The sequence below is a fragment of the Neobacillus fumarioli NBRC 102428 genome, from assembly GCF_001591485.1.
In the GTDB taxonomy this organism is placed as follows: domain Bacteria; phylum Bacillota; class Bacilli; order Bacillales; family Cytobacillaceae; genus Neobacillus; species Neobacillus fumarioli.
Genome location: NZ_BCUZ01000060.1, coordinates 1 through 14,213, shown reverse-complemented (window position 1 = coordinate 14,213; position 14,213 = coordinate 1). Strand labels below are relative to the sequence as shown.

The following is a 14,213-nucleotide window of genomic DNA, read 5'->3' as shown; positions in this document are numbered from 1 at the left end:
TATTTTTACTTTATAAGGCCAGCGCCTTATCGACTCTTTAAATTATAATAACCATTCAACATAAAGTCAATACAATTTTTAAAGAAAATATTTAGAAGGGAATCACTCTATATCTATGTCTTTAACTTTTACTAATTTCCCTCTGCACTTACCACAAACATAGCGATTTGTATCAATGCTTCTTTTTCGATTGTATTGGAGATTGCAGCTTATGCACTTATATACTAATATTTTTTTCGTCTTTCGTTTTGATACAGATTCAGGAAATGGGCTGCAAAATCTTGGGGCCCCAACTTTCTTTAACAAAGTTTTAAACTCGATGTCCCGGTGCTGATATCCCTTGCCTTCCAAATGGAGATGGTAATGGCACAGTTCATGTTTGATAATTCCAATTAATTCTTGTTCACCGAAATGATCGAAATACTTTTTGTTAATTTCTATATTATGTGTCCCTAACAGATACCGCCCGCCTGTTGAACGTAATCTTGGATTAAAGAAGGCTTTGTGTTTAAAAGGTTTGCCAAACGCATCTATCGAGATTTTTTCCACCAATCGTTGAAGTTCTAAATCCCCCATACTGCCCTCCTTTTTATTTCTTACGAACATGACAACCTATTATAGCATATATTGTATATACACTTAACGAACTACTTATCGGGAGGTTTGATTATGCCCGCTTGGTTTCAAAACCAAATGAAAAGAGCTTTCTATGAGAAGAACCGCTATCAGATAAAGCTGCTAAACCAGTGCTGGTTTTTTTACAGAAAAAAACATTGTTCATAAAACTGCAAAAAGCGCCAACCAGGGGATAAAGATGCCGAAAGCGGCTGCCCAACTTTCATGGCAGATCCGCCTTCACCCCTTTGGCGCTAAAACCTCAACAATTCCGTTTACTCAGTTGGAGGAAGCATGGTTAATGCAACACGCCCTTTTTTCAAATCAACAGAATCGACCCAAACGGTTACCACATCTCCTACCGAAACTACATCTAAAGGATGCTTAACAAAGCGTTTACTTAACTTGGAAATGTGTACAAGCCCGTCTTGTTTCACGCCAATATCGACAAATGCCCCAAAATCTACTACATTGCGAACCGTACCTTGGAGTTCCATTCCTGCTTTTAAGTCTTCTAGCTTTAATATATCTTTTTTTAGAAGCGGGCGTGGCAGCTCATCCCGCGGGTCACGTTCCGGACGTACAAGGCCGTCCACGATATCCTTTAATGTTAATTCGCCGATTGATAATTCTTCAGAAACGGTCTTAAGATCAAGCCCATTTAATGCATTCTTTAACTCTTCTGATCCTAAATCTTTCGTGGTAAATCCAAGGTTCGTTAATAGCCGTTTCACTTCATCGTAATTTTCGGGGTGGATCCCTGTTCTGTCGAGCGGTTCATTTCCGTCTAACACACGAAGGAAGCCAATTGCTTGTTCATATGTCTTCGCGCCGAGGCGGGGCACTTTTTTCAATTGAGACCTGCTGGTGAATTTCCCTTCCTCTTCGCGCATTTTTACAATATTCCCCGCAGCCGTTTTTGTCAGTCCGGCTACATATTGAAGCAGTGATGGTGAGGCAGTATTTACATTAACACCAACCTGATTAACAGCCGTTTCTACAACAAAATGCAACGATTCTGAGAGCCGTTTCTGTGAAACGTCATGCTGATATTGACCGACACCTACTGACTTTGGATCAATTTTCACCAATTCCGCTAGCGGATCCTGCAAGCGGCGAGCAATAGAAACGGCACTTCTTTCTTCAACTTGAAGATTCGGAAATTCCTCTCTTGCCAAGTCAGAGGCGGAGTAGACACTTGCTCCCGCTTCATTAACAATGAGGTAAAAGATTTCCCTTTCTTCCTCTTTTAGAATATCAGCAACAAATGCTTCTGTTTCCCTTGAGGCCGTACCATTACCGATTGCCACCATTTCTACATGAAACTCATGAAGAATGGCTTTGAATTTTTCTTTTGCTTCTTTCGGTTTCGCTGTAGGCGGATGCGGATAGATCACATCAATTTTCAGTACTTTTCCCGTTTCATCAACAACAGCAAGTTTACAGCCGGTCCGATAAGCGGGATCGACACCAAGAACTACCTTTCCCTTTAATGGCGGTTGCAGTAATAAATTTCTTAGATTCTCAGAAAAAATATGTATCGCCTGCTCCTCCGCCTTATCGGTTAATTCGTTGCGGATTTCGCGCTCAATGGACGGCTGAATCAACCGCTTATAGCTGTCTTCAATGGCTTCGCGAATGATAGGTGCTGCAGATGACTGTTCTTTTTTAATCCACTTTTTCTCGAGGTATGCCATAATAACATCGATATTCATTTTAATAGAAACCCGGAGGATTTCCTCTTTTTCTCCACGGTTTAAAGCAAGAATGCGATGAGGGACGATTTTACTGACAGGCTCTTCATACTCATAGTACATTTCATAAACCTTCTTCTCATCTTTTTCCGCATCCTTTTCAGAGGAAACGACGGTACCCGATTTGAAGGTTTGCTGGCGGATCCATTTCCGGCCTTGGGCATCATCTGAAACCATTTCCGCAATAATATCCTTTGCGCCGGCAATCGCGTCTTCAATGGTGTGGATATCTTTTTCTTCTGATAAAAATTCCTTCGCCTTTTCCTCAACATTTTCTGAAGGGAAAGTCAAAAGCCACTCCGCAAGCGGTTCAAGACCTTTTTCTTTAGCGATCGTTGCTTTTGTACGCCGCTTTTGTTTATAAGGGCGATACAGATCCTCTACTTCTTGAAGCTTTTCCGCTTTCGTAATATTCTCTTTGAGCTCATCCGTTAATTTCCCCTGCTCGACAATGATTCGTATGACCTCATCTTTTCTTTGTTCAAGGTTTTGGATATATTGCCACCGCTCTTGAATGTCGCGGATTTGTACTTCATCAAGGGCACCGGTCATTTCCTTACGGTACCTTGCGATAAACGGTACTGTATTCCCGTCGCTCAATAAAGAAATAACATTTTTTACTTGCTTATAAGAGATACCCAGCTCTGTTGAGACTTTCCCTAAAAGCTGATCCTCTTTCACCAATATTTCAGTCACGAAGGTATCCTCTCTTTCTCTTTTTCCATATTGTATCAAATATAGGGGTGTGTTTCATTCTTAAGTACTGTTAGATATCCATTAGAAAAGCACAAGCGCCTTGGTCTTTTTCGAAATCGATTTTTAAAAATTCTTATATTAAAAAAAGCAAGCTAAAAAAGCTTGCCAAAACAGAGTTAGAGGTCAGGATTATGTACGAAAAAACGCTCTTTTCTTAAAAGAGCGTGTTGTTCCCTAAAATTCGATGAGACCCAGGCTTACCTGCAAGGCTTCATCCACTTTCTCCATCATTTCGTCATCGAGATGGGTAATTTTATCGGTTAACCGCTGCTTATCAATTGTGCGGATTTGTTCTAACAGAATGACCGAATCTCGTTCAAATCCGTAGCGCTTCGCATCAATTTCGACATGAGTTGGAAGCTTTGCTTTTTGAATTTGAGCTGTTATCGCTGCAATAATAACTGTGGGACTAAACCGATTCCCGATGTCGTTTTGGATGACTAGTACAGGACGGACTCCGCCTTGTTCAGAACCAACAACTGGGGACAGGTCCGCGAAATATACGTCACCACGCTTGACAATCAAAGGATTATCCTCCACTTACAAGACGTTCAACAGTATGTTCTGCCTCATACTCTGCTTGAAATGCTTCAGATGCAATGCGAAGATTTATCTTTGCCATTTCCATGTAACCACGTCTCATTGATTCGCGAATTTGTCTCTTTTTCCGTTCGCGTAAGTACATTTTCGTTGCCTGGTAGATAAATTCACTGCGGTTTACATTTTCCTGTTTAACGAACCCATCAAGCTCGGTTAATAAATGTTGCGGTAATTTGACCAAGATTTCCGTAGTTGCGCTGGATTCAGACACAAACATACACCTCCACCATGACTACACACCAATTTTTTCTAACCGGATTTTCCAAAAAAAATCCCGAATACATAAATTCAACTTCGCTTTAGATCCTTGCTTCTTGAGCATAAAGCGAAACCCATATATCTATCCCATTTTTTATAATAGCACTAATCATGCCCCGTGCATAGACTAAATATGATTCCTATTGTATTATAAGCCAACAAAAGATCCTTTTATGCACTACTTTAGGCACAATATCATAATTATGTTGAATTTCAATTATTTAGCACTTCATCATTTTTCAAGAAGGTAATTTTTTATATCAATGATGTTTCCGCCTTGTTTGTAAAGACGAGGAACCCTGCTTGCAATTATACACGGTACTTCGTAATTAATAGTGTCCAATTTGGCAGCTATCTCGTTAATTGAAATAAACTCGTTCCCTTGCCGGCCGATTAACGTTACTTTTGTCCCCACTGGCATATCATGCAGCAGCCTGATCATGCATTGATCCATGCAGATTCTGCCGACAATTGGAACTCTTTCTCCTTCCACCAACACTTCCTGGCCTTGCAGCTTGCGAATCCAGCCGTCTGCGTAACCAATCGGGAGGGTGCCAATCCATTCGTCCTGCCTGCACTCATAGGTTGCCCCGTAGCTCACCTTATCCCCTTTTTTCAGTTTTTTCACATTTACTAGCTTTGTTTGTAGTGAAAAGGCTTCATTTAATGGGAAAGGAATTTCCTCTTCCATTTCACGAGACGGGGTTAATCCGTACATCGCAATACCGATTCTGACCGCATTAAAGTAAGCTTTCGGAAAGCGGATGGCCGCGGCACTATTGCTGGAATGAATGTATTTAGGTCGCTTATTCAGAACACTGAGCATATTTTCGAAGCGGGCATATTGTTCTTCAAAATAATCTTTATCCAATTCATCCGCCGTGGCAAAATGCGTAAAAATCCCTTCTAGATAAAAGCGGGCGTCTTCTGCGATCATTTGTTCAACATCTCTTAAATCTTCCGCGCTGCGTACACCAAGCCTTCCCATGCCTGTATCAACTTTAATATGCAGCAAAAGCCGATCATTTGATCCCAGGTGTTTCTTGGCCTTCTCGAGCCATTCCTTTTGGAAAACGGTTAAGGTCAAATTAAATTTCGCTGCGACTTGAGCATCTTCCGGGCGCGATGCACCAAGAACCAGAATCGGGGCACGAATTCCTTTATTTCTTAGGGCGATGGCTTCGTCCATGAAAGCGACGGCCAAATAAGCTGCCCCCGCGTCAAGTGCCGTTTTTGCCACATGTATGTCCCCGTGGCCATATGCATTGGCTTTCACAACAGCAAAAATGTCTACTCCATCCGGCAAAAGGTTTTTAATGGAGGTGAGATTCTTTGAAATACAATCTAAATCCACTTCCGCCCATGTATCACGATAAAAATCTTCTTGCTCGTTCATACTTTCACTTCCTGCTAATGTAAAATAAACATATTAATTCATTTTAGCATATTGACCTAACCACGTGTAGAATTTAGGTTATATCCTATTATTTACAAAAAGGAAAGAAAAAACAGGCCCAAATTCATGAGCCTGCATAAAAAGGAGCATACTTTATTTCACGGCTTCGCCTTGAACGGATTGTGCTACTCGAATCATTTCATCTCTGGTAAGATTCTTGGAAGCAATCATATAATCGACCCCATTTTGGGACCAGGTAATCGAGTGGTCTGTTACTGCTGCAATAGTTGGACCTAAGTTGACCAGGTCACCTTCCACATTAGTCGGGACAATGGAAGCAGTTTTCGCGGCTGTTTTCTCCTCTATAAGTGTATACGACTTCTTGCCATCATAGGTAAGTACCGCTCTTGTACCGTCTTCAATTTTCATCTCTTTGTCGCTGATCATCTTAGTCCCTTTCAATTCATATGTTGGATACTTAACTGTAAAGGCTTGATCGCCTCCCTTGGCCATTGCCGGCATGCCGAGTTCCGCACGGGTCATATTCTTTTGCATATCGAAATCGTCCTTGTTAAACTTAGCGTTAAAATCCACTTTTGTGAATTCAACTGTCACGAGCGCATTATGATCGGTATCCATCACTTTTACGACAGCTGGTGATAAATCCCGCTTGTTCAGTTTGATTTCTTGGTACGGAAGCATGCTATTATTTTGATATCGGGTTTTTGTCTCAAAGACATAATAGTCTTTAGTGGAGGAAAACTTGGCATCCTTATCCGCAACGATATCCTTTATCAGTGATTCGTATAAATAGGCCTGGCTGCTGTTTTGCGGCCAATCGCTTTGGAACTTAAAGCTCTTTTTTAATGCCGGGGTCAGTACAAATACCCCTTCATCATTTCGTAAAATCATTTGACTTTGATCTTTTGCGGCGTTTTTCAAATTGACCCGATAAAAGAGCGGATCTTTATGCCAAATTTCCACATTATAAACTTGTGTATCTGAACCCATTTTCAACGTCATTTTGGCATCGGCCTTATAACTGGTTAAGTCGTCCAGTTTATTTTTTAAATCCTTTACCACATCACCTTGGGATTTGGTGCCACAGGCAGTAAGCACGATGACCATCAGCCCAGACATAAGCAGCAATAACTTTTTCCTCATTCCTTCAACCCCTTCTTGTCTCATTTCATTAGATTGAGAAGAGAAAGGCAGGGAATCAGGCTGACCTTGTCTCTCCTATTTCCCTATGAATATATGAGACAACCATTCGAAATATGCTAAGGATGAAGACAAGATGAGGATCAAATTTTACGCTTCAATCACGACCTGGGCAATTGCATAATCCCTGCTGTGTGAAATTGATAAATGCGCTTTCGTTACTGGTTTAGAAAAAAACGGTTTCCCCATATGATCGGTTTTAATTTCAATATCCAAAAACGACAATTCTTTGCCGATTCCTGTTCCCACTGCCTTCGCAAATGCCTCCTTCGCTGCAAATCTTCCTGCCAAAAATTCCACTCGTCTTCTTGCCGATAATTGTTCAAACCGTTCCTTTTCAAGTACAGTTAATACACGATCAGCAAATTTCCCCTGCCTATCTAAAAGCTCTTCAATTCTGGCGAGTTCGATTATATCAATACCAATTCCTGTAATCATCTTTTTCTCCTTCTATATATTTTTCTGCCATCATAATAGTGTACAAGATAATAAATCTGTCTATGATAGATAAGAGGTGATAAGGGTATGTTTACCAGGACAGAAAACTTTTGGGACTATCTGCGGCTTTATCCTGTTGTGTCCACGATCGTTGCCATTCATATTGTTTTATATCTTTGTACTATCTTACCAATATTCCCTAATATTTGGTTCATTGAAACCTTTTCTGGTGTGAATTTGTATATTAAGGAAGGGCAATTTTGGCGGCTGATCACTCCAACGTTTATGCACAGCAGTTTCTCCCATATGTTATTTAATAGTTTTTCGCTTGTCATTTTTGGCCCAGCACTCGAGCGCATGATCGGCAGTGGAAGGTTTTTATTCGTATATCTTCTTTCCGGAATCATTGCTAATACCGCTACGTTCCTGTTCGAATCGCTGACCTATACACATGTCGGATCAAGCGGAGCGATTTTCGGCTTATTCGGTTATTATGTAAGTATCATCATGTTTCGAAAAAATCTGCTGTCACGGCAAAATTCACAAATTATCATCACTCTTTTGATTATTAGTTTCATTATGACCTTTTTGCAGCCAAATATTAATATTACTGCCCATCTTTTCGGATTATTAGGGGGATTTTTACTCGGTACTATTGCTTATTTTAATGAAAATGATTTCTCCCACTCGATGAAGGAGGTTTCCTATTGGGCTGGGACCCAGAAAAGAAGATTATCCTTTCAATCCCCACTCAAAGTCATTGTTTGGGGCGCCATTATAATCATTGCCATTATTGGTTTAATCGCACAAAAGTAAAGAGCCTGGACCTTTATATCCACGCTCTTTTTCCTTTAATGATTATAGCTTGTTGATTTCGATTTGCCACCTGCTCGTTTTTCTCCGTTTCTAGATCTAACGGAAGCTTTCTTTCGGCGGTCAAAGTTTCCGCGGGAATCATCTCTTCTCCGGCGGTCGCGGTCAAATGGCTTTCTTTCTTTCTTGGATGGCAGCGGCGGCTCTTCTGTCAGTTTAACCGGAGTTGTATCCGGCTCCTTAGTCATCATCTTTAACACGGCGGCGACTACTGTGGAGGCATCGTATGTTTCCAGCAGTTCGTCTGCTGCCGCTTTATAAAATTGCAGATTGTTCTCCTCGATTGTTTGCTCAATCTTGTCAACCACTGCACGCTGCTGGCCTTCAAGTGCTTCATCAAGAGTTGGCGGCTTCATTCGTTCCATTTTCCGCTTTGTCGTTTTCTCCACAACAAATAAATACGGCTTTTCTCTTGGCGTGATGAATGTCATCGCTACCCCTGTTTTACCAGCACGTCCTGTACGACCAATACGGTGTACATAACTTTCCGGGTCTTGCGGAATATCAAAATTGTATACATGGGTAACGCCGGAAATATCGAGGCCGCGTGCGGCAACATCTGTTGCAACCAGCACATCGATGGTTCCTTCTTTAAATTTACGGAGAACGGAAAGTCGTTTCGCCTGGCTCAAATCTCCGTGGATTCCCTCAGCCGTATAACCTCTTAAGTTTAGGGCTTCCGATAATTCATCTACACGGCGTTTCGTCCGTCCAAACACGATCGCAAGTTCCGGCGATTGGATATCCAGCAGTCTTGTTAACACATCAAATTTGTTCTTTTCCTGTACTTCCAAGTAATACTGCTCAATGGATGGAACCGTCATTTCTTTTGTTTTCACACGGACAATTTCTGGGTCCTTCATGAATTTTTCTGCGATCCGCTGAATCGGCGCCGGCATGGTAGCTGAGAATAGCAATGTTTGCCGGTTTTCCGGAATTTCCGCCAAGATCGCTTCGATATCTTCAATGAATCCCATGTTCAGCATTTCATCCGCTTCATCTAGGATGACTGTTTGAACATGATCAAGCCGGATTGTCCTTCTATTAATATGATCGATAAGACGGCCCGGGGTGCCTACAATAATATGCGGCGATTTCTTTAAGGAGCGGATCTGGCGGCCGATGTCCTGTCCGCCGTAAATCGGCAGTACGCGTACACGTTTTCCAGCGCCAATTTTATAAAGCTCCTCAGATACTTGAATCGCCAATTCCCGTGTCGGGGCAATAATAATTCCCTGGATCGCCTCTCGATGGGTATCTATCTTTTCCACTAATGGAATGCCAAATGCAGCTGTTTTTCCTGTCCCGGTCTGAGCCTGACCGATCACATCTTTATTTTCTAAGCTCAACGGAATCGTTTGTGCCTGGATCGGGGTAGCCTCCTCAAAGCCCATCCTAAGCACAGCATTCAGCGTCGCTTGGCTTATTCCTAAATCTTCAAACTTCGTCAATGTTCATTCTCCTTCATCTATATATAGTAAAAATATTTTTTATCTTTCCTATTAAATCTATACCCATTTACAATCTGTTTCTAGGCAACATGTTTATTTTACCAAAAAAAAGACATTCCTCCAAAGGAGTATGCCTTGATCAAAGTCTTTTAGACACGTTGCCAATAATCATACCATTAATATAGATTAAATGCAAATCTATACAAAGTCTGTCTATATATAAGACTAAGATTATGATTGTAATGCTTTGACAATTCCCTCTAATTTCATTCCGCGGGAGGCTTTGACAAGCACCAATGTTTTGTTGTTTACATATTTTTTTAATTTTTGGTGAAGTTCATTTTTATCCGAAAAGGAAAATACACGCTCGTCGCCTAATACCGGTCTTGCACCTTCAGCAATACGTCTCCCGAGTGATCCATAGGTGAACAGAAAATCTATTTTAGATGGATCCAAACCTTCACCAATACGCAAATGGTACTGTTCTTCCTCCGGGCCAAGCTCCAGCATATCACCGAGTACAAGGATTTTTCGTTCATATCCTTCAAGGCTTGATACTAATTCAATAGCGGCCATCATGGATGTGGGGCTAGCATTATAGGCATCATTAATAATCTTTTCGCCATGACTGCCTTCCACCAGCTCCATCCGCATATTGGTTAATTTAATTCCTTTTAACCCTTCTTTGATGTCTTCAAATGATACCTTAAAATGACGGGCAATCAGCATTGCTGCAAGTGCATTTAAAATATTATGGGTACCTAAGATCGGCATTTCAAACGTTTCATCAGACGCATTAATCGTAAAGCGCGTTCCCCTGCCTAACTGAGTAATGTCTATTGGAAAGAAATCATTGTTTTCACTGCGTCCAAAAGTTTGTAATTGAATATGGCTTTCAATACCGTGAATCCTGTCCATTAACAATGGTTCATCGCCATGCAGGACGGCAAGCCCCCCGATTTTCAGCCCTTGCAATATTTCAAGTTTGGCTTCGGCAATTCCTTCTCTTGAACCAAGATCAAGCAGATGAGACTCTCCAATATTGGTAATCACAACTGCATCTGGACAAGCCAGTTTTGTCAAAAAGGCAATTTCACCTCTTGCGCTCATTCCCATTTCGAGAACGGCAATATCGGTATCCTCATCTAGCCCCAGGACTGTTAACGGAAGACCAATATGGTTATTATAATTCCCTTCTGTTTTTTGAACCTTATATTTACATGATAAAAGACTTGCCGTTATATCCTTTGTTGTAGTTTTCCCGTTGCTTCCGGTAATTCCTACGACTTTTATGTCTAATTCCTTGCGATATTTTCTTGCAAGTTCCTGTAAGGCAGTAAGGCAGTCATCTACAATGAGAATTGGCAAATCAACCGGAGGATTTGGCACATCCTTTTGCCAAAGGGCAGCAGCTGCCCCTTTTTGGATTGCATCTGCGACATATTGATGACCATCCACATGTTCTCCTTTAAATGGAACAAATAAATTGCCTGCTTCTATTTTTCGAGAATCAATCGTAACCCCGGCAACCATACGATCAGCAAACGGGGCAATATCATTCGTTGCAGCCACCATTTCGGCAATCTGCTTTAAGGATCGTCTTATCATCTATTGCTAACCTCCATTTTAAAATAGAAAACGGACACGGGTTCACGCCGTGTCTGCTTTTTTCTAAAGTCCAGATTCGCTTATATTTTAGAAGTAAAGAAAGTATAAATTTTGACTTCGAGAATTGTCTAGCTCCAGGCGCCAGCGGCTCGAGGTCACAAGACGATCCGTCAAGAAGGCTAAAAAGCAGCCTTCTCGCCGGATCGTCTTGTGCTTGTCGCCGCTAGGCGGGCGCCTTGCGCTTTTCTTAGAAAGTGTATTTAATATGCTGTTTCTCGGTATGTCTTTCCATCGCCAAATCCACCAGGCGTTCAATTAACTGCGGGTATTCTACTCCCGTATGTTTCCATAACAGAGGAAACATGCTGAATGGGGTGAAGCCCGGCATCGTATTGACCTCATTGATTAGAACTTTTCCGTCTTTTGTTAAGAAGAAATCTGCCCGAATCAGTCCAGAACAATCCAATGCTTTAAAAGCGCGGATTGCCATATCCTTGATTTCAGCATATACCTCATCCGTAATATCAGCCGGGATAATCAGTGCGGTGTCGCCGTCTTCATATTTTGCTTTATAATCGTAAAAATCCTTTTTCGGAACGATTTCACCCGCAACAGAACATTCCGGCGCATCATTACCAAGAACCCCGACTTCAATTTCACGAGCCGTAACTCCTTCTTCCACAATCACTTTCCGATCAAATTGGAATGCTTCTACAAATGCTACTTCTAATTCGGAGCGGCTTCGGCATTTGCTAATCCCGACACTCGAGCCCAGGTTTGCAGGCTTGACAAAGCAAGGGTAGCCAATCTCCTCTTCCACTTTGCCATATGCTGCTTCTTTTGCTTTTTCCCATTCACTTTTAATAAAAGAAACATAGTTTACTTGTGCAAGGCCCGCCTGGGCAAAGATATTTTTCATGATCACTTTATCCATCCCCGCTGCGGAAGCCAGTACACCGTTTCCAACGTAAGGCAAATTGAGCAGCTCTAATAACCCCTGTACGGTTCCATCTTCTCCATTCGGGCCGTGCAGCAGCGGAAAAATCACATCAAGCCCATCTTCTCCCTGTCTTTCTCCATTGAACAGAGCCGGTGCCAATGATAATGGCGATAATTGGCCGGCTGCCGAAAATTCAAGTGCCTTAATGGTTTCCGGCGGACCTGCGAGCTGTGGCCCTTTGATCCAGCGTCCTTCTTCGTTTATGTAAATTGGATGAATTTCAAACTTTTCAACATCCAGCGCTTTCATGACGGCAAGTGCTGTCTGTAATGATACTTTATGCTCGGCAGACTTTCCTCCGTATAATAAACCTAATTTTGTTTTCATAGGTGGGACCCTCCATTTACTCATTCACGTTTTATTTTAACACTTTATTCAAGCAGAAAGGAAATGACAGCATCCCTTTTGTATGTTTTTCACTATTGATCATTTTATGAGGTATATGCTTGTTTCAAACCAGCCAATTTGCCGTGAGTTCACTTGAGGTGAAGGATCATTTCCTTAGTATACAAACCGAAAAAAATCCCCCATTTCCAGGAGAATCAGGTAATTGCCATTTTCCATTCTCTAGACTTTTTATCGAGGATGATTTTCGCATGACACGGCTGTTTCGATACATAAAGGTATTCTTCACACATATCGTCCATATTCATAAAGTCACCCATCACCCAAATGGGGATCTCTATCTTTGTCCGCTGATGATCCGTATCTTTCAGCGAAATGCAAACCCCCTCTTTAATAAACGGTGTTAATGAAAGAAGAATTTCTTTATTCACTTTGGGAATGGTACGCTTTTTTCTCAAGCCAAGAAGCGACTTCTCCGGTTTCAGCTCCAACAGCTTATTGGAAATGGATTCGCTTAGCAAGTGAAAAAAGTCCTTAAATGTCCGGTAATAAATCTTGTTAAACCAGCCATCATCATGCGCCAGATAAACAAACCGATTTCCCAGCTTATTATAAAAGGGGAGCTTTAAATGATGCTTATAATGCCCTAAGTATAATAATTCGGCCATTTCCTGGCCTGTTAGCTCATTTAATACCTCTTCCTCAATAAAGTCAATCCAGCAAAAATCCCCGTATCCATATACATCTTCTGCAGCCAATTTATGTATTCTTTCTTCCGGACAATAATCAAGCTGTGTATGCATGTTAAATTCAGCATCATCATAGGCAGATTTTAGCAGCAGCAGGTTATTTAAAGTTCCAGAAAAAGCAGCAACAAATTCAGTGAATTCAATACCATGCGAAATGACATATTGGTCGGTCTGATTTAAATGAACATAGATAAGCTCGCGTAGGTCTTGATGATGCTTTTTCAAAATCAAACTCCTCCGATCAAACATAGTAGAAAAGCATTAGTGACTTGATCAGCTTCCACAGCTGTTTACACTTTCAAAGGCTAGTCACCTAAACAGGACAAAATCAATTCTTTCTCATTTTATCAAAATTATAGGCAAAACTTATTTCAATTCTTTTACAAATAATAAGCTTTATTTAACACAGTTGCAATTGTTAATTTTATTGTAGAAATACCGCTTGTTTGTTAGCATGAATCCTATGATCAAATACATATATATTCCATAATAAGACAGGCTGTTATACAATAAAACAGATGCATATTATGTGATAAGTGAAGGTGGAGCATGAAAGAGTTTATTTTCTCTGTTTTACAATTTTTGGCCCAACTAGGCTATTTCGGAATTGCATTAGGGTTAATGATTGAAATTATCCCCAGTGAGTTTGTGTTAGCCTATGGAGGCTATATGATTGCCCAGGGACAATTTAATTATCCCGCAGCGATCATTGCCGGTGTCATCGGAGGTACGATAGCACAGCTGTTTTTATATTGGGCTGGGTATTATGGCGGACGTCCATTTTTGAAAAAATACGGGAAGTATATCCTCATAAAAGAAAAGCATATCGATATTGCCGAACAATGGTTCCAAAAATACGGTGCAGGCGTTATCTTCTCTGCTCGTTTTATTCCCGTCGTCAGACACGCCATTTCAATTCCTGCAGGGATTGCGAAAATGTCGATCGCCCGTTTTATTCTTTACACCGTTGCAGCGGTTTTGCCTTGGACCATCCTCTTTCTCTACTTGGGACATGTCTTAGGGAAGAATTGGACCCATATTAAAGAATATGCCCATGCGTACACACTGCCAATCTTAATCGCTGCCCTTGTAATTGCGGCTATTTACTTTTTAATCAAAAAAACAAAGAAAACCACCTAAGAGGTGGTT

At 41.2% G+C, this 14,213-nt stretch carries 14 protein-coding genes; 3 read left to right on the top strand and 11 right to left on the bottom strand.

Annotated features, from left to right (window positions below; translation table 11 throughout):
- Window positions 1–102: 102 nt before the first annotated feature.
- Complete coding sequence (locus tag BFU02S_RS10170) at window positions 103–576, bottom strand: SprT family protein (RefSeq protein WP_066369989.1); 474 nt, start codon at window positions 574–576, stop codon at window positions 103–105.
- A gap of 93 nt (window positions 577–669) precedes the next feature.
- On the opposite strand from BFU02S_RS10170, the gene cmpA reads away from it, so the two are divergent.
- The gene (gene cmpA, locus BFU02S_RS16745) at window positions 670–783 is read left to right on the top strand and encodes a cortex morphogenetic protein CmpA (RefSeq protein WP_157075896.1); all 114 of its coding nucleotides are present in this window, start codon (window positions 670–672) and stop codon (window positions 781–783) included.
- Between the two features lie 107 nt (window positions 784–890).
- On the opposite strand, the gene BFU02S_RS10165 is transcribed toward cmpA, so the two are convergent.
- The 6 genes from BFU02S_RS10165 to acpS form a co-directional block, all read right to left on the bottom strand.
- On the bottom strand, window positions 891–3,056 hold the full coding sequence (locus tag BFU02S_RS10165; protein WP_439951006.1) for a Tex family protein: 2,166 nt from the start codon (window positions 3,054–3,056) through the stop codon (window positions 891–893).
- Window positions 3,057–3,299: 243 nt separating this feature from the next.
- Window positions 3,300–3,650: a type II toxin-antitoxin system endoribonuclease NdoA gene (gene ndoA, locus BFU02S_RS10160; RefSeq protein ID WP_041967053.1), complete on the bottom strand. Its 351-nt coding sequence runs from the start codon at window positions 3,648–3,650 to the stop codon at window positions 3,300–3,302.
- 4 nt (window positions 3,651–3,654) lie between these two features.
- Window positions 3,655–3,936 (bottom strand): CopG family ribbon-helix-helix protein, encoded by a 282-nt coding sequence (locus BFU02S_RS10155; protein ID WP_066369991.1) that lies wholly within the window; start codon window positions 3,934–3,936, stop codon window positions 3,655–3,657.
- A gap of 279 nt (window positions 3,937–4,215) precedes the next feature.
- Complete coding sequence (gene alr / locus BFU02S_RS10150) at window positions 4,216–5,379, bottom strand: alanine racemase (protein ID WP_066369982.1); 1,164 nt, start codon at window positions 5,377–5,379, stop codon at window positions 4,216–4,218.
- Window positions 5,380–5,532: 153 nt separating this feature from the next.
- On the bottom strand, window positions 5,533–6,543 hold the full coding sequence (locus BFU02S_RS10145; RefSeq protein WP_066369979.1) for a LolA family protein: 1,011 nt from the start codon (window positions 6,541–6,543) through the stop codon (window positions 5,533–5,535).
- Between the two features lie 147 nt (window positions 6,544–6,690).
- On the bottom strand, window positions 6,691–7,038 hold the full coding sequence (gene acpS, locus BFU02S_RS10140) for a holo-ACP synthase (protein ID WP_066369977.1): 348 nt from the start codon (window positions 7,036–7,038) through the stop codon (window positions 6,691–6,693).
- Window positions 7,039–7,125: 87 nt separating this feature from the next.
- Here acpS and BFU02S_RS10135 point away from each other — a divergent pair, with 87 nt between their 5' ends.
- Window positions 7,126–7,854, top strand: a complete 729-nt coding sequence (locus tag BFU02S_RS10135; RefSeq protein WP_066369976.1) for a rhomboid family intramembrane serine protease — start codon at window positions 7,126–7,128, stop codon at window positions 7,852–7,854.
- Between the two features lie 35 nt (window positions 7,855–7,889).
- On the opposite strand, the gene cshA is transcribed toward BFU02S_RS10135, so the two are convergent.
- The 4 genes from cshA to BFU02S_RS10115 form a co-directional block, all read right to left on the bottom strand.
- Window positions 7,890–9,362: a degradosome RNA helicase CshA gene (gene cshA, locus BFU02S_RS10130; RefSeq protein ID WP_066369974.1), complete on the bottom strand. Its 1,473-nt coding sequence runs from the start codon at window positions 9,360–9,362 to the stop codon at window positions 7,890–7,892.
- Between the two features lie 231 nt (window positions 9,363–9,593).
- Entirely contained in the window at window positions 9,594–10,970 is a 1,377-nt protein-coding gene (locus BFU02S_RS10125; protein WP_066369966.1) for a UDP-N-acetylmuramoyl-tripeptide--D-alanyl-D-alanine ligase, read from the bottom strand.
- A 247-nt stretch (window positions 10,971–11,217) separates the two neighbouring features.
- The gene (locus BFU02S_RS10120; protein ID WP_066369963.1) at window positions 11,218–12,297 is read right to left on the bottom strand and encodes a D-alanine--D-alanine ligase; all 1,080 of its coding nucleotides are present in this window, start codon (window positions 12,295–12,297) and stop codon (window positions 11,218–11,220) included.
- A gap of 215 nt (window positions 12,298–12,512) precedes the next feature.
- Window positions 12,513–13,289, bottom strand: a complete 777-nt coding sequence (locus BFU02S_RS10115) for a hypothetical protein (RefSeq protein ID WP_066369960.1) — start codon at window positions 13,287–13,289, stop codon at window positions 12,513–12,515.
- A 324-nt stretch (window positions 13,290–13,613) separates the two neighbouring features.
- On the opposite strand from BFU02S_RS10115, the gene uptA reads away from it, so the two are divergent.
- Window positions 13,614–14,204 (top strand): undecaprenyl phosphate transporter UptA, encoded by a 591-nt coding sequence (gene uptA / locus BFU02S_RS10110; RefSeq protein WP_066369959.1) that lies wholly within the window; start codon window positions 13,614–13,616, stop codon window positions 14,202–14,204.
- The last annotated feature ends 9 nt before the right edge of the window (window positions 14,205–14,213 follow it).

Excerpts from the sequence above, each read along its gene's own strand:
- BFU02S_RS10170 (WP_066369989.1), bottom strand. The coding sequence starts at position 576 with ATGGGGGATTTAGAACTTCAACGATTGGTGGAAAAAATCTCGATAGAT.
- cmpA (WP_157075896.1), top strand. The coding sequence starts at position 670 with ATGCCCGCTTGGTTTCAAAACCAAATGAAAAGAGCTTTCTATGAGAAG.
- alr (WP_066369982.1), bottom strand. The coding sequence starts at position 5,379 with ATGAACGAGCAAGAAGATTTTTATCGTGATACATGGGCGGAAGTGGAT.
- BFU02S_RS10145 (WP_066369979.1), bottom strand. The coding sequence starts at position 6,543 with ATGAGGAAAAAGTTATTGCTGCTTATGTCTGGGCTGATGGTCATCGTG.
- acpS (WP_066369977.1), bottom strand. The coding sequence starts at position 7,038 with ATGATTACAGGAATTGGTATTGATATAATCGAACTCGCCAGAATTGAA.
- BFU02S_RS10135 (WP_066369976.1), top strand. The coding sequence starts at position 7,126 with ATGTTTACCAGGACAGAAAACTTTTGGGACTATCTGCGGCTTTATCCT.
- BFU02S_RS10125 (WP_066369966.1), bottom strand. The coding sequence starts at position 10,970 with ATGATAAGACGATCCTTAAAGCAGATTGCCGAAATGGTGGCTGCAACG.
- BFU02S_RS10120 (WP_066369963.1), bottom strand. The coding sequence starts at position 12,297 with ATGAAAACAAAATTAGGTTTATTATACGGAGGAAAGTCTGCCGAGCAT.
- uptA (WP_066369959.1), top strand. The coding sequence starts at position 13,614 with ATGAAAGAGTTTATTTTCTCTGTTTTACAATTTTTGGCCCAACTAGGC.